This is a genomic window from Pseudoalteromonas sp. SG45-2, from assembly GCF_014164115.1.
Lineage (GTDB): Bacteria > Pseudomonadota > Gammaproteobacteria > Enterobacterales > Alteromonadaceae > Pseudoalteromonas > Pseudoalteromonas distincta.
On record NZ_JACJEO010000012.1, the window covers coordinates 60,961 to 84,150 of the forward strand.

Annotated in this window: 22 protein-coding genes; 10 read left to right on the forward strand and 12 right to left on the reverse strand. The window is 38.7% G+C overall.

Annotated elements, in window-relative coordinates; all coding sequences use genetic code 11:
* Positions 1-127: 127 nt before the first annotated feature.
* Both H5116_RS10475 and H5116_RS10480 read left to right on the forward strand, forming a co-directional pair.
* On the forward strand, positions 128-1,045 hold the full coding sequence (locus tag H5116_RS10475) for an ExeA family protein (RefSeq protein ID WP_024596878.1): 918 nt from the start codon (positions 128-130) through the stop codon (positions 1,043-1,045).
* Between the two features lie 11 nt (positions 1,046-1,056).
* Complete coding sequence (locus tag H5116_RS10480) at positions 1,057-2,100, forward strand: general secretion pathway protein GspB (protein WP_182716091.1); 1,044 nt, start codon at positions 1,057-1,059, stop codon at positions 2,098-2,100.
* A 53-nt stretch (positions 2,101-2,153) separates the two neighbouring features.
* On the opposite strand, the gene H5116_RS10485 is transcribed toward H5116_RS10480, so the two are convergent.
* Together H5116_RS10485 and putA are read right to left on the reverse strand one after the other, a co-directional pair.
* Positions 2,154-3,347: an HD-GYP domain-containing protein gene (locus tag H5116_RS10485; protein WP_182716092.1), complete on the reverse strand. Its 1,194-nt coding sequence runs from the start codon at positions 3,345-3,347 to the stop codon at positions 2,154-2,156.
* A 118-nt stretch (positions 3,348-3,465) separates the two neighbouring features.
* Positions 3,466-7,269, reverse strand: a complete 3,804-nt coding sequence (gene putA, locus H5116_RS10490; RefSeq protein WP_024596881.1) for a bifunctional proline dehydrogenase/L-glutamate gamma-semialdehyde dehydrogenase PutA — start codon at positions 7,267-7,269, stop codon at positions 3,466-3,468.
* A gap of 168 nt (positions 7,270-7,437) precedes the next feature.
* Between putA and H5116_RS10495 the strand changes: the two genes are divergently transcribed.
* The gene (locus tag H5116_RS10495) at positions 7,438-7,920 is read left to right on the forward strand and encodes a winged helix-turn-helix transcriptional regulator (RefSeq protein WP_024596882.1); all 483 of its coding nucleotides are present in this window, start codon (positions 7,438-7,440) and stop codon (positions 7,918-7,920) included.
* 80 nt (positions 7,921-8,000) lie between these two features.
* Here the strand turns inward: H5116_RS10495 and H5116_RS10500 are convergent, their stop codons facing one another.
* The 7 genes from H5116_RS10500 to H5116_RS10530 form a co-directional block, all read right to left on the reverse strand.
* Positions 8,001-8,990 (reverse strand): sensor domain-containing diguanylate cyclase, encoded by a 990-nt coding sequence (locus H5116_RS10500; RefSeq protein ID WP_182696568.1) that lies wholly within the window; start codon positions 8,988-8,990, stop codon positions 8,001-8,003.
* A 184-nt stretch (positions 8,991-9,174) separates the two neighbouring features.
* Positions 9,175-9,555, reverse strand: coding sequence for a DP-EP family protein (locus tag H5116_RS10505; protein WP_182716093.1), 381 nt, complete (start codon positions 9,553-9,555; stop codon positions 9,175-9,177).
* Positions 9,556-9,575: 20 nt separating this feature from the next.
* Positions 9,576-12,830, reverse strand: coding sequence for a winged helix-turn-helix domain-containing protein (locus H5116_RS10510; RefSeq protein ID WP_182716094.1), 3,255 nt, complete (start codon positions 12,828-12,830; stop codon positions 9,576-9,578).
* 168 nt (positions 12,831-12,998) lie between these two features.
* The gene (locus H5116_RS10515; RefSeq protein ID WP_002958733.1) at positions 12,999-13,835 is read right to left on the reverse strand and encodes a mechanosensitive ion channel family protein; all 837 of its coding nucleotides are present in this window, start codon (positions 13,833-13,835) and stop codon (positions 12,999-13,001) included.
* Between the two features lie 38 nt (positions 13,836-13,873).
* Positions 13,874-14,617 (reverse strand): LrgB family protein, encoded by a 744-nt coding sequence (locus H5116_RS10520; RefSeq protein ID WP_182693411.1) that lies wholly within the window; start codon positions 14,615-14,617, stop codon positions 13,874-13,876.
* Positions 14,610-14,963 carry a CidA/LrgA family protein gene (locus H5116_RS10525; protein WP_182716095.1) on the reverse strand — a complete coding sequence of 118 codons (354 nt, stop codon included), beginning with the start codon at positions 14,961-14,963 and terminating at the stop codon, positions 14,610-14,612. The genes H5116_RS10520 and H5116_RS10525 overlap by 8 nt, the downstream gene beginning before the upstream one ends.
* Positions 14,964-15,034: 71 nt before the next feature.
* The gene (locus tag H5116_RS10530) at positions 15,035-15,826 is read right to left on the reverse strand and encodes a crotonase/enoyl-CoA hydratase family protein (RefSeq protein WP_024603617.1); all 792 of its coding nucleotides are present in this window, start codon (positions 15,824-15,826) and stop codon (positions 15,035-15,037) included.
* 367 nt (positions 15,827-16,193) lie between these two features.
* Between H5116_RS10530 and H5116_RS10535 the strand changes: the two genes are divergently transcribed.
* From H5116_RS10535 to H5116_RS10545, 3 genes are read left to right on the forward strand one after another with little or no spacing between them, the layout of a single operon-like run.
* Entirely contained in the window at positions 16,194-16,514 is a 321-nt protein-coding gene (locus tag H5116_RS10535; RefSeq protein ID WP_002958729.1) for an HI1450 family dsDNA-mimic protein, read from the forward strand.
* A gap of 42 nt (positions 16,515-16,556) precedes the next feature.
* Positions 16,557-17,369, forward strand: coding sequence for a DUF481 domain-containing protein (locus H5116_RS10540; RefSeq protein WP_024597159.1), 813 nt, complete (start codon positions 16,557-16,559; stop codon positions 17,367-17,369).
* A gap of 25 nt (positions 17,370-17,394) precedes the next feature.
* Positions 17,395-17,877: a hypothetical protein gene (locus H5116_RS10545; protein WP_182716096.1), complete on the forward strand. Its 483-nt coding sequence runs from the start codon at positions 17,395-17,397 to the stop codon at positions 17,875-17,877.
* A 41-nt stretch (positions 17,878-17,918) separates the two neighbouring features.
* Here H5116_RS10545 and H5116_RS10550 read toward each other — a convergent pair whose 3' ends face one another.
* Together H5116_RS10550 and H5116_RS10555 are read right to left on the reverse strand one after the other, a co-directional pair.
* Positions 17,919-18,404, reverse strand: coding sequence for a peptidylprolyl isomerase (locus H5116_RS10550; protein ID WP_182716097.1), 486 nt, complete (start codon positions 18,402-18,404; stop codon positions 17,919-17,921).
* Positions 18,405-18,416: 12 nt separating this feature from the next.
* Positions 18,417-19,328 (reverse strand): folate-binding protein YgfZ, encoded by a 912-nt coding sequence (locus tag H5116_RS10555; protein ID WP_182696104.1) that lies wholly within the window; start codon positions 19,326-19,328, stop codon positions 18,417-18,419.
* A 164-nt stretch (positions 19,329-19,492) separates the two neighbouring features.
* Between H5116_RS10555 and H5116_RS10560 the strand changes: the two genes are divergently transcribed.
* Positions 19,493-19,744 carry a succinate dehydrogenase assembly factor 2 gene (locus H5116_RS10560; RefSeq protein WP_002958724.1) on the forward strand — a complete coding sequence of 84 codons (252 nt, stop codon included), beginning with the start codon at positions 19,493-19,495 and terminating at the stop codon, positions 19,742-19,744.
* Positions 19,745-19,799: 55 nt separating this feature from the next.
* Positions 19,800-20,156, forward strand: coding sequence for a hypothetical protein (locus H5116_RS20350; RefSeq protein ID WP_024597157.1), 357 nt, complete (start codon positions 19,800-19,802; stop codon positions 20,154-20,156).
* Here the strand turns inward: H5116_RS20350 and nadB are convergent.
* Positions 20,131-21,741, reverse strand: a complete 1,611-nt coding sequence (nadB, locus tag H5116_RS10565; RefSeq protein ID WP_154903488.1) for an L-aspartate oxidase — start codon at positions 21,739-21,741, stop codon at positions 20,131-20,133. The genes H5116_RS20350 and nadB overlap by 26 nt on opposite strands.
* Positions 21,742-21,986: 245 nt before the next feature.
* Here nadB and rpoE point away from each other — a divergent pair, with 245 nt between their 5' ends.
* Positions 21,987-22,568, forward strand: coding sequence for an RNA polymerase sigma factor RpoE (gene rpoE / locus H5116_RS10570; RefSeq protein WP_002958721.1), 582 nt, complete (start codon positions 21,987-21,989; stop codon positions 22,566-22,568).
* A gap of 1 nt (position 22,569) precedes the next feature.
* A complete protein-coding gene (locus H5116_RS10575; RefSeq protein ID WP_002958720.1) occupies positions 22,570-23,187 on the forward strand; it encodes a sigma-E factor negative regulatory protein in 618 nt (205 codons plus the stop codon).
* The last annotated feature ends 3 nt before the right edge of the window (positions 23,188-23,190 follow it).

Sequence of the window (23,190 nt, forward strand, 5' to 3'; positions counted from 1 at the left end):
AAACAGCTGCACTTTTTTTGTTTTACATAAATTTACGTTATTTCAATAATAAAGCGCTTACAACGTTGTCACTCAGCGCATTTTTTTGCCATTATAGGCCGTGATTTAATTACGAAGGAACATCACGGTGTATTTAAGCTATTTTGGCCTGAACGAAAAACCTTTTTCGATCTCGCCCAACCCTCATTACTTATTTTTAAGTGAACGACATAAAGAAGCCTTAGCACACCTTACCTATGGATTAGGTGAAGACGGTGGTTTTGTATTATTAACAGGTGAAGTAGGTACAGGTAAAACTACAATTACCCGCAGTATGTTAGAGCAGCTTCCTGAAAACACTCAAGTAGCGATGATCCATAATCCAGCGCTTTCAGAGCTGGAGTTATTAGCCAGTATTTGTGATGAGCTCAACATTAGTTACGATGTTCATAATGCGACGCTTAAAAGTCTTACCGATATTATAAAAAAGCATTTAGAGACTAATAATAAATCGGGCGGGCACACTATACTTATTATTGACGAAGCACAATTACTTGCCCCTAACGTGCTTGAGCAATTACGTTTGCTGACAAATATAGAAACCGATCATAAAAAATTATTACAAATAGTATTGGTTGGTCAACCAGAGCTGCAAGAACTTTTGAAGCGCAACGAATTAAGGCAACTTGCCCAGAGGATAACGGCTCGTTACCATTTATTACCACTTACGCAAGGCCAAACAGTCGCTTACATAAAGCATCGGTTACATATTGCAGGGTGTGATAAAGGAATCTTTTCGATGGATGCCATGCAAGCTGTTCATCAATTAACTGGCGGTGTGCCACGATTAATGAACTTGGTCTGTGAGCGTGCTTTAGTTGGGACTTTTGCAAAGCAGCAGTTGATAGTTGATAGCGATATAATAAAAAAATCAGCCCATGAGTCATTACCCATGGATTTTGTCGCACCGGTTAACGAAGCTAACAAAGCAACGTCATTTGTACCCTATAGCCTTGCATTCGCTGCTTTATTTGCCGTAGGCATTGGGCTTTCATTTATTTTATAGTTAGGTAAGTTATGTCTTATTTATTAGATGCGCTAAAGCAGTCGCAGCAATCAGATATGAGTGCTGAACAGTACGACTTACAATCTGAGCAGTTAAAGCAACAGCAAGCACTTAAGCGTTATAGACGATTAGCATTAGTATTTGGTACAAGCTTAGCTGCTTTTATTGCGGTAGCGGGTGGCTTTACCGCCGGAAAGTGGTTTCAAAGTACGACTTTATTAAACGCAGCGGAACCCGCTGTAATTAAGGTGGTGGAAAGCGAAAAATCATCGCCTAACAAAGACGTTAAAGAGGAAGATGCTGAAGCTGAAGCTGAAAAACAGCAAGTAGCTAAGTTGGAGCCTGCTAAAGTAGCTCCAACAAATACTGCAACGATTGAAGGGCAACTTGTGCATGTGCAAACCCCCAATGGTGTACAGCAAATGTTATTAACCCCAAATGGTCAGTATATTCCTATGCCGTCGAGCCAGGTCACGAGCGCAGCAGGTTATAATCAGCAAAACATGCAACAAGTAATGCCTGTTCAAAATTATAATCAGCCAGCGTTTAACCCACAAAGTAATTACAATCCAAATAATGCACAAAACACTGCGGTATTTGGGCAAAATCAAAATACCGCATCGGCTCAACTTGATATGAGTAAATATAAAGTATTGGGTAAGCCAATTAATGGCAGCACCCAATCTCAACAGACGAGTGACCCTGAGCTTGATGCTGTGCCTACAACTCTTAAAAATGCATTTGCGCAAGCTATACAAGATGTCGAAAAAAACCAAGATTATGAAGTTACTCAAGCGTCAAAAACGTCATCACGTGTTGAGCCTGTTGAGTTATTACCTGATGGTTTGCAATCAATGTTACCTAGTATTAAATATCAAGCGCATATATATTCATCGAGTGCTGATAAACGTTGGATCAAGCTAAATGGCCGAGAATTACACGAAGGAGAAAGCATAGGAGCTCTAACAGTCACAGAAATTACACCTGAGCAAAGTGTGCTAGATTTTGATGGTTATGAGTTTAGCTTAAAAGCTTTGCAAGACTGGCCGCAGTAAGCGCTTAGTTATCATGTTGAGAGCTCGGTAGAATATTGAGCTCTCAATAGTGCTTAGGATAATATTGAATTTTTATAAAAGCGTTCTAAATCAATGTTATATTCTTTAGGTTTAATCGCTGACTCAAGAGTGTCTACAGTTTTTTTATTAGATAAATCAATATCTTTTACTTCGGTGTAGCGGCTATGCTTAGCGCTGTAAAATGTTTTAACGACAGGTTTTAGTGGTGCCCCCGGATTACTCTCGGTGACCAAACCCACTCTTTGACTCGATAACCTTACAAGCGTTCCTACCGGATGGATGCCAATACATTGAATAAATTTATTAAGCAGCACAGGATCAAAGCTATCAGGGCACCCGTCTTTTAATATTTTAAACGCCTTTATTGGCTCCATGCCTGCTTTATAAACACGTTCTGCGGTAAGTGCATCATAAACATCTACAATTGACGCCATACGCACATACTGACTTATCTCGTCACCTTTTTTACCAAACGGGTAGCCTTTACCATCGAGTCTTTCGTGGTGCATACCTGCAATATCTACCGCGATTCCTGTTAAGCCAGAGTCTTCTAATATCTCTTTACTGAAAAGCGAATGCATTTTCATTATTTTAAATTCGTCGTCTGTAAAGCGGCCAGGTTTGTTTAGCACTTCATCAGGGATTTTTATTTTACCAATGTCGTGTAATAGTGCGCCGGTAGTCAGCTCAACAATAGTGTCTTTCTCTATATTTAAGTGTTTTGCAAAAATACCCATTAATATTGATACATTAATTGAGTGCTCAAGTAGGTAGGCATCTTTTTGGCGCATTTGGGTAAGGCAGGCTAGGGCATCTTGATTTCTAAAAACAGAATCCATAAAGCCACTTGCCAGTTCTCTAAACGGCCCTATATCTATATCACGGCCAGCTTTTATATCTTTAAATGCTTTTATTTGCAGTGTTTTTGCTTCGTCATAAAGCTTTTTTGCTTTTCCCATTTCTTGCTCAGCGCTGTTTATTTTTTGCCAAGGATTACGCTTTATTTTTGTTGTAGGTGTAGCGATAGGATCTTTTTCAGGGACTGAATCAATGAGGGTTTTATCTGGGTCGATTTCTACTTCTAAAATACCTGCTTTTATCAGGTTATTAATACCAGCTTGAGTTTTAACCCAGCCTTGGTTTTTAATTTTAATGCTGCCAGTTTGTTTGGTAACGCTTTGCACAAACATACCTGGGACTAAGTTAGTAATAGGAATGGTTTTCAATTTCACGGCTTCAGTTGTTAATCTACTTTTAAACTAACAAACTTATACGTAACGACCAAATAAAAAAGGCACTTTACAGTGCCTTTTTTTATTTTTTAGTGAAAAACTATTAGCTTAATTATTCATCATCTTCAACAAGCGTCATTAGCGAGGTATTACCGCCTGATGCTGTTGTATCAATACTAATTGTTTTTTCAGTAATTAAGCGCTTGATTAATGTATCGTAATACTCAGAGCTAATTACCGGTAAAATTGCGCCTTTACGCTGTGCAAGCTGTTGGCTGAAGTAGCCTAAACGAGACGAGCGAGCGGCAACTACCGCACCAGCTAAATGAGGGTGAGCTAAGATAGCTTGTAACTGATTAGGTTTAGCTACTTGGAAAACACCTTCAGCAACACCTGTAGAGATAAATTTATCTTTAAAGGCAACAGCTTCATCGTAAAACAGCTCAGACGCTACAGTAATTACCGTATTACCTGCGGCAATAGCGGTAATGATAGACAATGCCCAGAAGTTAAATGATGTGCTCTTATCTGCATAACACACTACACAACCACGCGCTTCTAGATGAAGTGTATTAGACTCACCCGTTGGCCCTGGCAGGGTAGTAAATTTACGCATGTGCTTTTCAAGGCGGTTAAGCTGTGCACGAGCTTCTGATAATGTTAATGCTAAATCGTCTGCTAAATCGTCGATAATTTCTACCGTCGCGATTTTAGCAAGCAACTGACGTACAGCCGAAACTCGGTCGTTTAGTGGTGTTGCACGCCAGATTTTTTCATCGCGCATTGAGTTAGCCATTAGCTTTTTAACTTGCTCATTTGCACCGCTGTAGTGGTGTAAATCAAGCTCATCTGGCGTCAGGTTTGTCATTTGCACGTTATCTGGTGATGCCTTTTCTTTTACTAAACGTTGAAGGTAGTTAGGGCCACCGGCTTTAGGGCCAGTACCTGATAAACCACGGCCACCAAATGGTTGCACACCAACAATAGCACCAATCATGTTTCGGTTAATGTAAACATTACCCGCACGTGACATTTTAGCAAGGTACTCACAGCGCTCTTCAATACGTGAATGTACACCCATTGTTAAGCCATAACCTGTGTTGTTAATTTGATCCATCACATCATCAAGTTCGCTCGATTTAAAGCGAACAATATGAACACATGGGCCAAATACTTCACGCTTAAGTACTGATAAGTCTTTGATTTCGTATAAACGAGGAGCAAAAAAGTATGCGCCATTTTGCGTGTTATCCGGAATTTTACACTCGTAATGAAGTATAGAATTACCTTTTAAGTACTCAACGTGCTCGTTTAAGTTTTTAAGTGCTTTTTCATCAATTACAGGACCAACATCAGTTGATAGTAACGATGGATCGCCAATGTGTAACTCAGCTAGCGCACCTTTAAGCATTTCGATAATGCCATCTGCTACGTCATCTTGAATGAATAAAACACGAAGAGCAGAACAACGTTGCCCAGCACTTTGAAAACCAGAACTGATCACATCGTCAACTACTTGCTCAGGAAGCGCCGTTGAGTCAACAATCATACAGTTTTGGCCACCTGTTTCTGCAATTAACGGTACTTGAATATCGTTACGTGCAGCAAGTGTTTGAGAAATTAATGTGCCTGTTTCAGTAGAGCCTGTAAACATAACCGCTTGAATGCGTTCATCAGGAACAATTGTTTTGCCTACTTCAGAACCACGAGCAATAACCGGTTGAACAACATGCTCAGGTAAACCAACAGACAGCATTAGTTCAATAGCACGAAGGGCGATTAAACTTGTTTGCTCAGCAGGCTTTGCAATTACAGTGTTACCTGTAACAATCGCAGCGGCAACTTGGCCTAAGAATATTGCAAGCGGGAAGTTCCACGGGCTAATACATAAAATAACGCCACGGGCTTCAAAACGCTCATCTTGCGATAGCTCCTCAGCGCGCGCCGCGTAGTAACGGCAAAAATCAACCGCTTCACGTACTTCATCAATACCATCTTGAGCTACTTTACCTGCTTCTTTAATACAGATGGCAACAAGTTCGTCGTGATGACGTTCTAATATGTCAGCAACTCGACGCAGTAAGTTAGCTCGCTCTCTTACTGGTGTTTGTGACCATGATTCAAGTGCAGCTTCAGCGTTAGCTAGTAATACTTTCATCTCTTCGCCAGTTTGCAATTTAACGTGGCCGATGATTTCTTTGTGATTTGCTGGGTTTTTAACAGCTAATGAGCCTTCAGGTACTTGGCTTTGCTCAATTAAGTGCTCGTTAAACCATGTTTCAAGATTCTCTTTGAAAGGGGTAATAACGTTAATGTCGGTTAAATCCATGCCTTTAGAGTTAGCACGTTCTTCACCGTATAAATCAATTGGCATTTTGATTTGCGTATTGTACTTGTTACGCAAGCCTTGCAATGTTTCTACAGGGTCTGGAAGTAATGATTCAACAGGTTTTGTTGTATCAACAATTGCGTTTACAAATGATGAGTTAGCACCATTTTCTAATAAACGACGAACAAGGTACGCAAGGAGGTCTTCATGTTGACCAACTGGGGCATACACGCGGCATTGAATTTTTTCTTCGTTAACGATTTGGTCGAATAATGACTCACCCATACCGTGCAAACGTTGAAATTCGAAACCTGTGTTGTCGCCTTTGGCTACTTCTAAAATAGTCGCGGCAGTGTAAGCGTTATGTGTAGCAAATTGCGGATAAAGCACATCGCGCGCTTCAAGCATTTTAATAGCACACGCTTTGTAAGAAACGTCTGTTGTTGCTTTACGGGTAAATACTGGGTAGTGATCTAAACCATCTTGCTGTGTGGTTTTGATTTCAGTATCCCAGTATGCGCCTTTAACTAGACGTACCATCATCTTGCGACCAACGCGGGTTGCAAGGTCAGTAAGCCATTCAATTACAAAAATAGCACGTTTTTGATACGCTTGAACTGCTAAGCCAAATCCTTGCCAATCACCAAGATCTTCATCACTGAATACCGCTTCAATTACATCTAATGAAATATCTAAACGGTCTGCTTCTTCTGCATCAACGGTAAAGCCGATATCGTATTTTTTAGCGGCAAGAGCAAGTTCTTTTAACTTAGGGACTATTTCTTCCATCACACGGTCTTTATGAGTGAACTCATAGCGCGGATGAATAGCAGAAAGCTTAACTGAAATACCAGGGCTCTTAATTGGACCACGACCATTGGCCGCTTTACCAATTGAGTGTATAGCATTCATGTAGCTGTCAAAGTAACGCTTCGCATCTTTCATTGTGCGCGCGCCTTCGCCTAGCATATCGTAAGAATACACATAACCTTTTTGCTCTGTTTCGGCAGCACGTTCAATTGCTTCGTCAATGGTACGACCCATTACGAATTGCTTGCCCATAATTTTCATAGCAAAGTTTACAGACTTACGAATAACTGGCTCACCTAAACGACCAATGGTCTTTTTAAGCATGCCGAACTGTTGTTCTTTAGTTTTGTCTGTGTAGTTAACCATTTTACCAGTAACTAATAATCCCCAAGAAGATGCGTTTACAAATAAAGAATCGCTGCTTCCTAAATGAGAGCTCCAATCACCTTTGGCTAATTTGTCACGAATAAGTACATCTTGAGTTGCTTTATCTGGTACGCGAAGCAGTGCTTCGGCCAAACACATTAATACAACGCCTTCTTCACTAGAGAGTGAAAATTCATTTAAAAGCGCATCAACACCGCCTTGCCCATCTTGCTCTTTACGAATGTTCAAAACAATCTGGCGGGCTCTTTCCCAGGCACGACTTCGTGCTTTTACGCCTACTTCTGCAAGCGGTAAAATATGATCAATAACTGCATTTTCATCTATGCGGTAAAAGTCACGGATTCTTTGTCTGATAGGACAAGTAGTAGTTAAATCGCCGTTGAATAACATAAGCAACCCTCAGGATGTTAAGAATTAAAGTAAAATTAATTACCAATAAATTACCAGTGATATTGTGAGTGCATTCTAATTAAAATTCAGCAGAATATGCTGGTTAAATTTCGCGATTTACGATAATTTACAGGGTATAAATTTAACTTATCCGCATAAAATTCTGTTATGACAATTCCAAATAGATTACGCATGCTAGATCGCATTGATTTAGCCATACTAGACGTTCTTCAAAAGAACGGCAGAATTTCTAATGTTAACCTCGCAAAACAGGTTAATTTGAGTGCCAGCCCGTGCCTAGATCGGGTTAAACGATTAGAGCAAGAAGGGTATATTGAAGGCTATTATGCCAAGCTTAGCGAAGCTAAACTTAATCAGAGCTTAGTAGCGCATGTTCAAGTATCGCTTGTTGCTTCAAATACAGCTGTATTTAAAGTATTTAGAGAGCACATATTAAGGATAGAACAAGTAGTCGAATGTGACATGGTTGCTGGTGGTTATGATTACTTATTAAAAATTCGCGTTTCTAATATGGAAGAATATAGACAAGTTCTTGGCGACTTAGTAGATATTCCCGGCGTGGGTACTCATCATACTTATATGGTGATCGAAAAGATTAAAAAGGATGAAGGATTGTTAATCGATATTTAAGCTTTTCTCAAGTCATAAAAAAACCGCAATTGCGGTTTTTTTATTTTAGTAGATAAATGCTATACCAAATAGTTAGTACATCACCTTATACATAATTTATTACGACCTTCCGACTTCGCTCTGTATAAGGCAGTATCCGCCGCGCATATTAATGCCTCAGATGTTCTGTATTGATTATTGTATTCACACGCTAAACCCTGACTTACACTTATTTTTACATTCGCTGGTAAACCGAGATCTCTAAAATTAATGTTGAGTATTTTTTCTTGAATACGCTTAGCAATCATTTGTGCATTTGAAATGTGCGAACGAGGCAGCACAACAGCAAACTCCTCACCACCATAGCGTGCTACTAAACTGTCTTTAGATGGTAAGCACTCTTCAATTGTACGAGCGACTTTTTGAAGGCACTTATCACCTTTTACATGGCCAAAGTTATCGTTAAATAATTTAAAGTAATCAATATCAATAAGTATAAAGCTAAGAGGCTGCTTGTTAACTATGCACTCTTGCCAATTTTTAATGATGGTTTTTTCTAAAGTACAGCGATTAGCAATACCAGTGAGATGATCAAGTCTGGCTACGTTTTCCAGTACTTTGTATTTTTTAACGTGCTTTGAAATATCATGCATTATACAAATAAAAAGTGGGGTACTTGCGACTACCGATTCGGGTAAACATGATATAGATAACTCAACATCTAAACAGTTACCATTGTTTTTTCTTATTTTAACTTCTTTCGGACCATGATTGAGTGGTGTTTGATAGTTGTTTTTCCAACTTTCAAACATGTATTTATAGTCATCGCGATACTGTTCTTGTAAACAATCTTGCCATTTTTTACCTATTAATGAATCAGACGTTACATTGAAAAAACGTGCTGCTACGGGATTTACTGATTCAAACACCCCATCTGCATTAACAATAAAAATAGCATCGGCCATGACATTAGTGACATTAATAATTGCGCTTATTTTTTCATTGTTAACGGTATTAGAAATGCTGCTGATTAATGCAGATACAGCGCTGTCGGTGTTGTTTGCTTTGCTATTTTCATTATTGTTAGACATGGTGTTGCTCATTTTTATTGTTAATGAAACTTTATGTCTAGCAGTTTATTCAATTTATCGTTTTTAAACCTTTCGGTAACCTTCTGATTTAAGTTGTTGTTATTTAAGTTTATTTAAGGGGCGTTTTTAAATAAATTACACCGCAATTAATATGCCTGTGCAATTTAAAAATAAGCATTACTAATTAGAGTTCTTTTTCATTCTTAACTTGAGGATCAGCGCTTTCATATTTATTGCCATTACACTCAACGTTAAAGATTAAGCATACAGAGCCATTATTTTCATCTGTGTCGGTAATGATAATTGTGTGGCCGTTGTCACTTACTTTATAGCTGAAGTCTTGGGCGCATGGTTTTTGTGTGTCGATATCGGTGATAGTAGCGCCAGTAAATACGAAACCATTTTGAATTGTGGCATCGTCTAAATTGTAGTTGCCAGCGGTTTCAGTTCTTACAACACCACCGCCAGTAGCGGGTTCGCCATTTTTTGTATAGCTAAAAATAGCTTCACCGTTGTTAAGTTCAATATTTACTTGAAAGTCGACATTTTCTAGGGTGTTATTCATATCATTTCCTTTATGAGTAATTATAGTTGGAAGTTCGTAATGCCTAATTTAACTAGGCTTGTTTTTATTTCTGATATCTCGTCTTCTCTGTTTAAACAGGTATAAGCTTGTACTAGTGGGTATGTTATTTTTACGCTCTGACTTATTTTTGCAGCTTCAGAAATTGCTTTGATAGCACTTAAGCAAAATTGCTCTCGCTGTTTATTAGTTGTAGCTAAGTTTGCTTTGATTAAGTTTATTCTTGTATATACTAAGTAATCACCAGTTTTAGTTAGGCTGGCTAATTGATGTTTGTAGTTTTCATTATTCTCAAGCTCAGTTAATAACTCCTGCGCTTTGAGTGGTGATTGTCTATTTATAAAATATTGAATCAGTGTAATTTGTGTATTAATAGTGCTGGTATTTTTAAAATTTTGAGATTTTAAAAAATTAATTATTTTTTCAATTGTTGAGTCAGTAGCTTCATCAGTAGATAGCATTAGTGAATGTGCTAAAGAGCGATAATACATAAGCTGAAATTTATTGTTTTTTGGATCTTGTACTAAAGCTTCATTGATAACTTGATTAGCCAAGCTGGCTTTTTTATGGGCCATCCGTTTATCACTCAAATAGCTCAGTAAATAACTTTGTTGCATATATAGGTTTGCTGACGTGTAAAAAAGGCTTGCATCACTAGGGTAGTCAGCAATCAATTTTGTGATTACGTCAACTGCACCTTCCAATATATTAACTGCTTCATTAAAGTTACTTAGCTTCTCTTCTGTTTTTGCAAGCCAACTAATCGTATCGGATTTATCTCGAAGTAAATCTTTGTTATTGGGTTTCAGTTCAAGCGCTTTATTTTTAAGTAAAAGTGACTCTGCAAAGTTCTTTTTTGCAGCGCTGTAGTTGGATTTTTCTATGTATAAAGAACCTAAAGAATTAGATGAATACGATAATTCCATAATGGAGTTAAAATCATTGGCTGCCAGCGCATACATTTTTTTACTGTAAGCGTGGTATTTTTTAAACATTTGCTCAGTAGCTTGATGATCATTTTGATCATAAGCTAATTGACCAAGCCAAAAGGCATTGGCACCTGCAAGCGTTAGTAGTTCTAAGTTATTAGGCTGTATTTTTAATAATGCCTCAAGGCGGGTGCGGGCGTTTTCAAAGGCGGTAAAGGCTTCATCAGTTTTACCTCGGGAATAAGCTACTTCACCCATTGCTTCGAGGGTTTGTGCGTACTGAAAACGGTTGTTAAATTGTGCTTTATTATCGCTAAAGCTAAAAAGTGAACTTGAATCGTCAGTTTGATTAGTAAAATACTCAAGTGCTTTATTACTAATACCATCAAGTAAGTCCATACGTTCAACGCTACGTAATTTATCGGCAAAGTCGCCGACCATAAACCCTAGTAAGCTTTCGGCCTCAAGCTGCTTGTTTTGCGCATGCTGTTGGGCTTTAAAACTAATGAAGCTCATCAATAACGCGGTAAATGTAAGTAAGCACAATAAAGTAACGGTCACTCGTTTTGCTCTTATTTTTGTTTTTATTTTGTTTACAGAGCTTTTGATAAGAGCATGCTCGTTATCATCTAATTTAAACAGTTTGTCGTTAAGTAATAGCTGCGCTTCTTGTAGTGGTTTACCTGGCGCTAGGAGGTAAGCACTACTTTTGCCTTCATCTACCCAATTTCGTGTTTGATGTTGTAAACGACTTTTTATTGCTAAGGCATCTTTATGGTCATTAATCCATTGTTTTGCGCGCGGCCATTGACGCAATAATGCCTCGTGAGCAAGACTAAAACAGGCTTCTTGGTTTTGTAAATGCGATACAAATAAACGGCTATCGACCATGGCTTGCACAAGCTCTTTTTGACTTGTGTTGGTTAATGTTTGCCAGCGGGCAGCGCGGCTCGTAATGGTTTTACCATCTGGGTTTAAAGTGATCAGTTGTGATAATACGCTTTTTAGTTGCTGCTGTTGCTCATTACTAAGGTCAATAAATATATCTTCTGCTTTTTTGCCTATGGCGCCCTCAATACCCCCGAGTTTTGTGTAAACACTGTGCAGTAGCTCGTTATTATCACTGCGCTGTAAGTACAGCTCTTGCAATGTGTATTGCAGCATGGGCAATGCATCGGGGTTATTGGCGGTATCGGCGCACAATATTTCATCCAGTGGTGTTTGGGTTTGTGGGTCATTGGAGAACGTTAAATTAGCGGTTAACGCTGGCAGGCGAATAATTTGTTGGAGTTCTTGGCGGTTTGGCGGTGTTAAATCGTAGTGCGCGCCATGAGCTTTGCCTGCCATTAAACTTGGTTGTTCAACCACTAAAGGATAAAAGTCGTTACGACACGCACTAAATACAATCACAGCTTTAGAGATTGCTAAGCGTTCAATAACCGATAAAAAATGGCTGCGTGTTTCGCTACTAAATATAGGAGAAGAAAGCAGTACTTCTAAGCGGTCAATAAATAAAAATAACTGGGGTGTTTTAAGTTTTGTAGAGGCTTTACTAAGTGCAGCTTGTATGGCGTTAATTACGCCATCTATTGCCAATTCTAGTTGCTCTGCAAGTGTTTGCGCGCTTAATCCTTCAAACACAGGCTGGTCGTTTATATCCCAATCAAGTAATGCAGAAGCTAAGTCTAGAAAAAGTCTATTTTTATGCACATCTGCAAAGTCGATCTGGGTGTAGGAAATAACACCGATGCCATTATAGCCTCGCTCATCTAGCAGTTTTGGTAAAATTCCAGCATTAACAAGCGAGGATTTACCTGTACCACTAGGGCCAAGTATTAAGCAAAAAGCACGACCGTAATTTACCTGGCTAGATATCCTTTCCAGCAGGGTAGCTATAGATTGGGTACGGCCAAAAAAAACGTGGGTATCATTTGGGTTATATGCACGCAGGCCTAAGAAAGGGGATCCTCCCTGCCATGTACTTTTAGTGCTTGGGATAGGATCTGCTAACGGAAAAGATAATTTTGCAATAATGCGGTAGCCACGTTTACGGATAGTTTCAATATAATGTGGTTCATTGGCTTTATCACCGAGCGCTTTTCTTAGCTGAGTGATAGTTTTATGTAATGGATTATCGCCAATATCAGTATTTTTCCAGCATTTATTGAGCAATTCATCGCTGCTTACAATGTCGCCATTTTGTTGACACAAATGCAATAAAACCTCCATCGCTTTGGGCTCTAACTGTTTGGCTTTACCAGTGAGTTGAATTGAGTTAGTTGAGGGTGTTACTTGCCAATCGCCTAGGTAGAAGGGGTTGCGCATCATCATTACTCATTATTGTTTTTTTATTATTAAAATTAAGTGCGTATTGATATTTATTAACACTATTTATATGGCAAATAAATCTATAACACAACTATTTGAGTTTATTCTGAGCAGAGGGGGGTAGTAAAGAATGAGCTTGCAGATATGCAAGCTCACTATAAAAATAAATTAGCTTTCTAGGTCGGCTTTGTTAATTGTAATGACGCGTTGAGGGAATGGAATTTCAATATCAGCGTTATTAATTGCTTTATAAACACCACCGTTAATAGCCAGTTTGGTTTCGATAATTTTAGTAGTAGGCACCCAATATCGGTAGCTTATTGTAACACCGCTATCGGCGAAGCGTTCAATACCCACTTGTGATAACGGATTTTGTGCGACTAATTCATGTGCTTTAAGTACGTCTTCAATGAGGCTAATCGCGTTATCAGAGCAAGCACTATAGGCTATGTCTATTTCACCTTTGACCAATGAGTAACTAAATGAGTTATGAAGTATTTCACCCACTATGTGCTTATTTGGAATGGTGATTTCTACTTTTTCTTCATTGATTAAAATAGTGTAGCCAAGCTCAATTGTTTTAACTTGGCCGCTTACATTTTTAACTTCAATAGTATCACCAACAACAAAAGGTCGAGTGGCTATAATGGCAAGGCCTGCACCATAATTAGAAAGCATTCCTTGCAGCGCTAAACCAGCACCTAAAGATGCAGCACCAATGGCTGCTACAAATGGCGTAACGCTAATACCTATTTTGCCAAGTGCAATAATTATAACCATTACAATGAGCAGTACTTTTACCACGCTACTGACAAAGTTTGTGAGCGTAATATCAACGTTATGACGGGTCATTAACGCGGCTACAAATTTGGCAAGCTTTTGTGCTATCCACAAACCAATGAGGACGATAAAAATAGCGCCAACAATTTGCATACTGTAGGTAACCATATACTCAGTAAGCATGGTGTAATATTTTTCAAACTGTTCGATTTCAGAACTGATCATAAAGCGCTCTAAGTTAGGGCTATGTTGTATTTTTCCAACTATAGCAAAATGTTGACTAAAAATGGATATAACAGCGGCACTATAATCGCTGTTAATAAAGCACTTAGTGCCATTGCAACTGATGAGTAAGCGCCTACTTTTGGATGCTCAGCAATAGCAGCAGCTGTCCCAATTGCATGGCAAGCTGTGCCCATGGCAACGCCTTGAGATTCGTGATTAAAAATATTAATGAGTTTAAAAAGCATAAAACCAAATAAAGCGCCTAGTAAACCAATAAAAATAACTAAAGCCGCAGCAAGTGAGCTAATCCCTCCTAACGAGTCGGTAACAATTAAAGATATTGGGGTCGTCACACTGAGTGCGGCAACAGATGCACTTAGCTGCGCTGGCGAATTAAATAATATGCTTAGCAAAAATGCCACAACGGTTGCGTTAACAATGCCTAAGCTACATGTTGCGACTATAAGTAATAGATTTTTTCGTACGTGTGTAAACTGCTGATATAAAGGAAGCGCTAGAGCCACAATTGCGGGCTCTAATAACCAGCTTAGTAATTTGCTGTGCGTGGCAAATTGCGTATAAGGCAAATTTAGATTAACGAGTAATAAAGCAATAATACTAATACTTAAAAATACGGGGTTGGTGAGCGATTTAAATACGCTGCTTTTTATACTTTGGTTTACGGCCCTTAGCGCTAAAAATAATACAATAATAAAAGGAATACTTAGCCACCATAAATTAGGTTGTAGCTCTGAAATAGCGGAAAAAGTAAGATTAGTCATTATTTTCTTTTCCCTTAAAGTACGCAATTACACTGCTAACAAGCAATAAGGTAGTTATAGGAACAAGCACCACAACTGAGGCTAAAAATGCCCAGTGCGATTTTATAAGACCGAGATGCTCAATAAATCCCACACCCGCTGGAATGAAAAAGATAGGCATAATATTTAAAATAGGGGAGGCGCATGGTTTTACATGTTGCTCTCTTACAATACCCGATAAGAGTAAAACTAATAAAATAACCATAGCGAGTAACGGCGCAGGAAAGCTTCCACCAATAAAATGCATAATGAGTTTAGCGCAGGCTAAACATAGTAAAATAATAGCGCTACTGAGCAGGTATTTCATCAAAGTGGCTCACAGAAAAGATAAGAGCTTAACTTTAACAAATCAAACTCTTTTATGCATTGTGCAATAGTCTACCAGTGCTTTGTATTTGCGTAGGTTATATCCGCTTTTCCTTTTGCTTTAGCAATTGCTTTTTTAGTGTTTGGGTTTAGCAGTAAGCGAATTTGGCTGAAAGTTTCTTTAGCGAGTATTTTTCGTTGGTTTGGTTTATAGCTAAGTTGTGTAACACGTTTAATAGCAGCAAGCGTATCGGGTGAGCGCTCAAGTAATGTATTGAGCATGTTTTGCGTGGCTTGTTGAGTATCATCGGTAAGCTGAGTAACTAAACCTAGCTCATTTGCTTGTTGTGCTGTGATTGGGTTTGCGTGGCTTGCAAGCCAAAGTGCTTGGTCACGCTTAACTAAACCGCTCATCATTACATTTGCGCCCATATCGGGGCACAAGCCCCAACGCGCTTCCATAATGGCAAGCTTGGCATCAATATGAACAATCCTGTAATCAGCACCCAGCGCTATTTGTAATCCTCCCCCTAAACAGTTGCCATCAATTTGTGCAATAACGGGCACACTCAGTGACTGCCAGCCTAATACTACTTTTTGCGCTAAATTTTGATTGCCAGGTAACCATTTAAGCAATAATTTTATAATATTCAATGGTGCCGCCATTACGGCTGATATATCAAGCCCTGCACAAAAATGCTCGCCATCGCCTTTTATTACTACAGCACGAATACTGCGATCTCTTTTTATGTTTTTAATGGCTTTGTTTAGCTCTACAAACATTTCAAAGCTTAATGCGTTTTGTTTTTTTGCTCTGCTAAGCGTGACGGTTGCAATGCCATTTTGTTTTTCTAGTTTTATCATTACACACTCCTCTGACCTGTTAGTTGAGCTTATGTTGTTATAAGAATTAAGTAAAGTGACGGTATTTTTTAAATAAATGGAATTTATTGCTAAAGCTGTAGTCTTAAAGGGTTAGATTTAGATGAGAAAAAGCTAAACAATTAGAACTTGAGATAATAAAATTTTTTACGTTGTTATTTTAAGCTTAAATTAAAAAAGTAATCTTGATATTCAATGGGTTAGTTAAATTGTTATTTATTGTTTGAGCTGTATGCTGAATAAAGCATGACTCAGTTACAAAAAAGTCAGTGTTTTACGCTTTTTTTTATCAAAATGATGATGAGATTTGATAATATAGCGCAACTTAAAAGCTTAAGGTTAAGCACATATGTCGGGTCCACGTTTATATACGGTAGAAGAAGCTACTCACCAAGCTTATGATATTTTTTTAGAGCTAGCGCCAAATAACTTGAGTGATAAAGATGTTGAAGACTTTAATGAGTTCAGAGAAGACCTAGGCTTTATCGAAGAAGACGAGCCAGACGATCAGTGGCAAGATTTTGTTGCCCTTGAGATTGAGCCAGAGCACTTTATTCAGGTGCTAGTTGGTTTAGAATTTGAAAATGATGATGTTTTGTTTGCTAAAATTTTGATTAGTCGTGATAAAGATGCTCCGTTTTGTCATATTTTATGGAAAGAGAGTGAATAAGCAATACCGCTTATTTTTATAATTGTGTGCAGAGAGAGTGTTGTGCGTAAGTATTTATTTTTAATTTTTTTAATAATTAGCTGCCCAAGTTGGGCTGTTGATCCATTTGAAGATTTTCATGAATATGGCAAGCTCTCTGATGAAGAAATTCATGAGTTACACAAAGGTGATATGCTTTACGGTGATACTGAATTTGGTTTTATTCTAAGTAAAGGTAACACCAATTCGACCAGTTTTAAGCTCAAAGGTAATTTATACCAAGATTTTGAAAAGTGGCGTAACCAATTTAAAATAGACTCTCTTTATAAGCGTGATGAAAACGATGAAAGCGGTGGCACTGATGTTACAGCTAATCGTATTTTTGTATCAGCGCAAGGTAACTATAAAGTAGGTGTTAAAAACTCCTCATTTTTTATTTACGGTGATTACGAAGAAGATGAATTTAGTGGACTTGATTTTAAAAGCACGGTGGCGACAGGCTATGGTGCGCGTGTATATCAAGGCTCTAAAAACAAAGTAGATATTGATATAGGACCTGGTTTATACCGTTCAGTCGCCGATGAAGATTCGGATGTGAGCGAAGATGAAATTGATAAAACCGGTTATTTAGTACGTGTTGCAATGCAGTGGGAACGCTTGGTTTCTAAGCGCACTCGTTTTAATCAAGATGTGAGTATAGAGCAGTCGCTTTCAGGTCTTAATTCTCGCTTAAAATCGGAAACCGCACTGATAAGCCAAGTGATTGGCGCGGTATCACTCAAATTTACCTACATGTATCGTTATAATTCAAAACCCGAAGATGATAAACTCAAGTTTGACTCAGAGCTGAGTGCTACATTGGTATACAGCTTTTAAGTATTTATTTAATTTAGAGAATATTATGTATCAGCATAAACAGTATGCGGTGTTTATCTTTTTTGTATTAGCGTGGATTGGCGGTTTTGTGGCGCTTGCGTGGAACTTGTTAGGCGCTGATGGACCTTTAATAATATTTACTGGGATTTTAGTGCTGGTGGGCTTTTTGTTCAATGGCCTAACAGTAAAAGTAGATGATAAAAATATTAGCTGGGCGTTTGGTCCAGGCGTTGCTGGGCAAAGTATTGAGCTTAGAGAAGTAGCAGAAGCAAAAGCAGTTCAAAACTCTTACAGGCACGGTATTGGTATGCGAATTACTCATGATGGTTGGGTGTATACAGTATCTGGCTTTAGTGCAATACAGTTAACGCTCAAAGATGGCACCTTGTATAGAGTTGGTACAAACGATCAAAAAGGTTTACTAGCTGCTTTAAAAGAAAAAAACGTATCAATCGCGCTGCCTAGTAAGCCAAAAGCTGAAACGGTTAAGCGTAACAATATGATATAAAAAAAGCGCCTTAGGCGCTTTTTTATTTGTTTAGCAGTACATTAGTGGTCGTGACCACACCCACCTTCGCCATGTACGTGGCCGTGAGTTAATTCATCTTCTGTAGCATCACGTACTTCTAGTATTTCTACATCAAAGTTAAGTGTTATACCTGCAAGTGGGTTATTACCATCTACAATCACTTCTTCATCTTGGATATCGATGATCATTACTGATTGGTCACCATCATCTGTTGATGCACGAAATTGCATGCCAACTTCAATTTCCATACCTTCAAACATTGATTTAGGTACTGTTTGCATTAGGTTTTCGTGGCGCTCGCCGTAACCTTCTTCAGGTTCAACCTTTACGCTAAGCGTGTCGCCTGGTTGCTTGCCCAGCAAAGCATTTTCTAGGCCTGAAATTAAATAGCCTGTGCCAATGATAAAGTGTAGTGGCTCACCACCGAACGAGTTATCAATGCTATTGCCATCATTATCCATTACTGAATAATGCATTTTTACCACTTTGTTTGCCGCAACGATCATAGTCATTCCTATTTATTCATCTTCAAGAGAGTAAGGTAGAGGCAGAATGCTTAGCTCCACCTGAGGTGTGTGTTTTGCACGAAGTACCTGAGTTACATCAGTATCGTTTGGCAACACAACGAGGCCTGTTAATTTATTTGTTTGCTCATCAAAGCTTTGTGCAATAAGTTTACCTGCACGGCGCCAATTTTCGCCTAATTGGGTTTCTAAATCAGGCTCTGAAAGAATCCCTTCGCTTTGCCCTGAAACGATATACATTGCACGTTTATTTTTACCAAGGTACTTCATACGGGCTACTGTTTCTTGACCGGTATAACACCCTTTTTTGAAACTTATACCGCCAATAGCATGTAGGTTTACCATTTGAGGAACGTACTCGCCAATTGCATCTGCACTTAGCTGAGGCTCACCGGCAAGCATCGCTGCTTGTTGCCAAGGGGCTTCGTTATCAAGTGTGGATACGTTATCAGGCATGCTAAATTGGTTATCAACCATTATTAAAACACGGTTATCAGCTAATTTTAGCGCTTTACCATTCGTAAAATCACACGCGCTTGCATCGCCTTCAAAGCTAATATCAAGTTGTGCCAGTACATCCGATAAATCATCACCAATTAAACCAATTAAACGCTTTGAGCATTCAGTAATATCAACTTTTGCAAATACAGCGTATTTTTTAAGTTCAGCTAATGATTTTTCAACTTCAGCTTGGCTACCCGCAAGGTAGTAGTTATCTTGGTAAGAAAATAATTTAAATACACCCCAAAGTTTACCTTTGGCGCTGCAATGGCCAGCCCACAAATAATTACTGCTGGTTAATTTATTTAGATCTTGAGTGATTTGTCCGTGCAAATAAGATAATTTATCAGCACCGCAGAGGCTAATAAGTTGATGAGATAACGGACATGCATAAACGCTCGACATAAAAACCTTCTTTGCAATATAAATGAAGTGACATAATAACGCAGTTGTTACGTATGGTACAGACAAGCGCTTATTGGTGCGGGTTTATTATTTAATGAGAGATTAATAGCTGCTAAATAGGCTTGTGTTTGTTAAACTCGAGTCAATTAAGTATGAGGTTTAAAATGGTTGAAATTCATAGTAAAGCACGTATTCGTTGGGCTTGTCGTCGTGGCATGTTAGAGCTAGATGTTTTGTTTATGCCGTTTGTAGAAGAAGCATACGACTCTTTGAGCGCAGAGCAACAGGCTATCTTTCAGCGTTTGCTAACAGAAGAAGACCCTGACTTATTTGCATGGTTTATGGGTCATGAAGAATGTAAAGACGAGCAGTTAAACGGTATGGTTTCGCTGATCTTAGACCGAGTTCGTGTATAGGTTTACGGTTACAAATAATAAAGCTGACCACAAACCAATTGTGGTCTTTTTTTGTATGCTCAGTTTTATATTATGTTTATTTTTAGATTCACTATTAGCCATGCTTTTTTGTTTAATACTAAATGCACTAGCTGGCTTGATAATGTGGCGCAAAGTATTAGCAATTCACCCAAATGAGGGAATTATAATATTAGAACCAAAGTTATTTAGATTTGAGGGCGAGAGCTTAAAAATTCAGGGTGAAATAAGTAACAAAAGCCGATTTTATGGTAATAATATATGGCTTCATATTAAAGGTTTTAGTAACAACCATTGGCTTATAATTTCAGCCAATGGTGTTAATGAGCAAAGTTATGCGCGTCTAAAACGTGCCACTGTCGGCGCAATTAATTGCGTTTTGGAGTCAAAATAGTCGGCGTTGGGTTTTCACTTTGTTCAGGGTAATCAATAGTGTAATGCAAGCCTCTGCTTTCTTTTCGCTCCATAGCACTTCTAATAATTAGCTCTGATACTTGCACTAAATTACGAAGCTCAAGTAAGTTGTTACTTACTCTAAAGTTTGCATAGTAATCGTGTATTTCTTGCTGTAGCAACTCAACTCTATGCAGTGCTCGTTCTAAGCGTTTAGTAGAGCGTACAATACCTACATAATCCCACATAAATAAACGTAGTTCATGCCAGTTATGGGTAATAACAATTTCTTCATCTGAGTTACTAACACGGCTCTCATCCCAATGAGGAAGCGCTATCGGCTCTGGTGCATGTTCAATTTTACTTAAAATATCTTTAGCTGCAGCGTGGGCAAATACAATGCACTCTAATAGTGAATTACTTGCCATACGGTTTGCACCATGTAAGCCTGTGTAAGCAACTTCACCTACAGCATATAAGTTATCGAGATCTGTTTTGCCGTTAAAGTCAGTCATTACACCACCACAGGTGTAATGCGCAGCAGGCACAACTGGGATTGCTTCTTTCGTTATATCGAGGCCTACACTTAAGCATTTTGCGTAAATAGTAGGAAAGTGCTCAATAATAAAGTCTTTATCTTTGTGGCTAATATCTAAATAAACACAATTGGCGCCTAAGCGCTTCATTTCAAAATCGATTGCGCGTGCCACTATATCGCGTGGAGCAAGCTCTTCACGGCTATCAAAGTCTTTCATAAACCGAGTTCCATCAGGGCGCTTTAAATAAGCCCCTTCACCGCGCATGGCTTCGGTAATTAAAAAGTTTTGTAGCTCTGGATGATAAAGACTTGTTGGATGAAATTGATTAAATTCCATGTTGGCAACTTTACAACCTGCACGCCAAGCCATTGCAATACCATCACCACTTGATACGTCTGGATTAGATGTATATAAATACACTTTACTTGCACCACCGGTTGCAAGAGCAACAAATTTAGCTGAAATGGTTTCTACCTTTTTAGCTTTTTTGTTCCACACATACATGCCTTCAATGTGTGAGCCTGTTTTACCGGCGCTTTTATCTGTGATTAAATCAATGGCGTTGTATTGCTCTAAAAGCGTTATATTTTTATGAATTTTAACTTGGCTGATAAGTGTTGTTTGCACCGCTTTGCCTGTTGCATCGGCTGCATGCAATATACGACGATGGCTGTGACCACCTTCACGTGTTAAGTGAAAACGCTCTTTTCCTTTGCTATCAAACTCCATATCAAAGGGTACGCCTTGGTCGATTAACCACTGTAGGCAATCGTGAGCATTGCTGGCGGTATAATGAACAGCGTCTCTATCGCATAAACCACCGCCTGCATCGAGAGTATCTTCAACATGAGATTCTATGCTGTCGTTTTGTTTATCAAATACAGCAGCTATACCGCCTTGGGCATACAAAGTAGAACCTTCGGTAAGCGCTCCTTTACTGATCACGGTAACGTTACAATAATTAGCTAGAGATAATGCAAGTGATAAGCCTGCTGCGCCGCTACCTATAATAGCGACATCTGCAATGTGATGTTTATTTTGGTTCATGTCAGAGGTACTTTGCGGTTACAATGCTCATATAGAGCAATATTTGTTTTTAATATCTGTAGTTGTATCATATTTGTCATACTACTACGTAGTGATTTTAAAGGCTTAGCGCCGTTATTATCATCTATTTTATAAAAAAATAATATTAAGCAGAACTTTTTATTCATAAAGAGGTCAGAGTATTTGTGAACAATGACGACAATATGAATAACAAGCAAAAATCAGACATAGGAGTACCGGCTCGAATGAGCGAGCAGGAATTAGATTTAGTGCTAGTAAAAAGGGTCCAGCAAGGAGATAAAAACGCCTTCAACCTATTAGTAAAGAAGTATCAAAACAAAATAGCAGGTTTGATCTCACGTTATGTATCTAACCAAGGCGATATTGCTGATGTAGCACAAGAAGCTTTTATTAAAGCTTACCGTGCACTTCCTAACTTTAGAGGTGACAGCGCCTTTTACACGTGGTTATACCGTATTGCCGTTAATTGTGCTAAAAATTACTTAGTAGCCCAGGGGCGTAAGCCGCCAGCAAATGATATAGACGCTGAAGATGCCGAGTTTTATGATTGTGCAGATTCAATGCGATCGAATGCATCTCCTGAAAACCTACTTTTAAGCGAAGAAGTACGCGCTGTTATTTTTAATACGATTGATAGTTTGCCTGAAGATCTTAAAACCGCAATCACCCTTAGAGAAATAGAAGGGATGAGCTATGAAGAAATAGCAGTGGTAATGGATTGCCCAGTCGGGACTGTGCGTTCGCGTATATTTCGTGCCCGTGAAGCAATAGATAACAAATTAAACCCATTAATAGGCGAGTCTTAGTATGACAAAAGCACACCTTAACAAGTTAGATAACGAAGCGTTATCGGCATTACTTGATGGCGAGCAACATCTAACTGATGCAAAAATTGCAGAGCAAGATGTAACTACGTTTGGCCGTTATGCGTTAATTGGTGATGCGATGCGTGCTCAAAAAAATAATAACGACATACATATTGATATTAGCGATCGCGTTGCATTAGCACTAGAAAGCGAGCCTGTTTATGCTGACTTTAGTCAGTCAAAAACACAGCCTCAAGCAATCACTGAAACAGTACAAGATAATAAAGTAGTCGCTTTTAATTGGCGCAAACCAGTTGCCCAATTAGCTATTGCAGCAAGTGTAGCGATGTTTGCTATTGTGGGCGTTAATACGCTTCCTCAAAGTAACAATGAGCAGCAAAGTGAAATTCCATTACTGCAAACCACACCGCTAGCAGGTATGGCCTCGCCAGTAAGTTATTCGTCTGAGCCTGCGCTTGAAAATGCTGAGCAAGGTTTACGTGAACTACAGCAACAGCGTATTGGTGCGTTAGTTCTTGAGCATCAACGCCAAGCACGAGTTGCGAATTCTTTAGAAACAGCGCAAACTAATACCAAAGCGTCTGAGGAAAAAAACTAATTA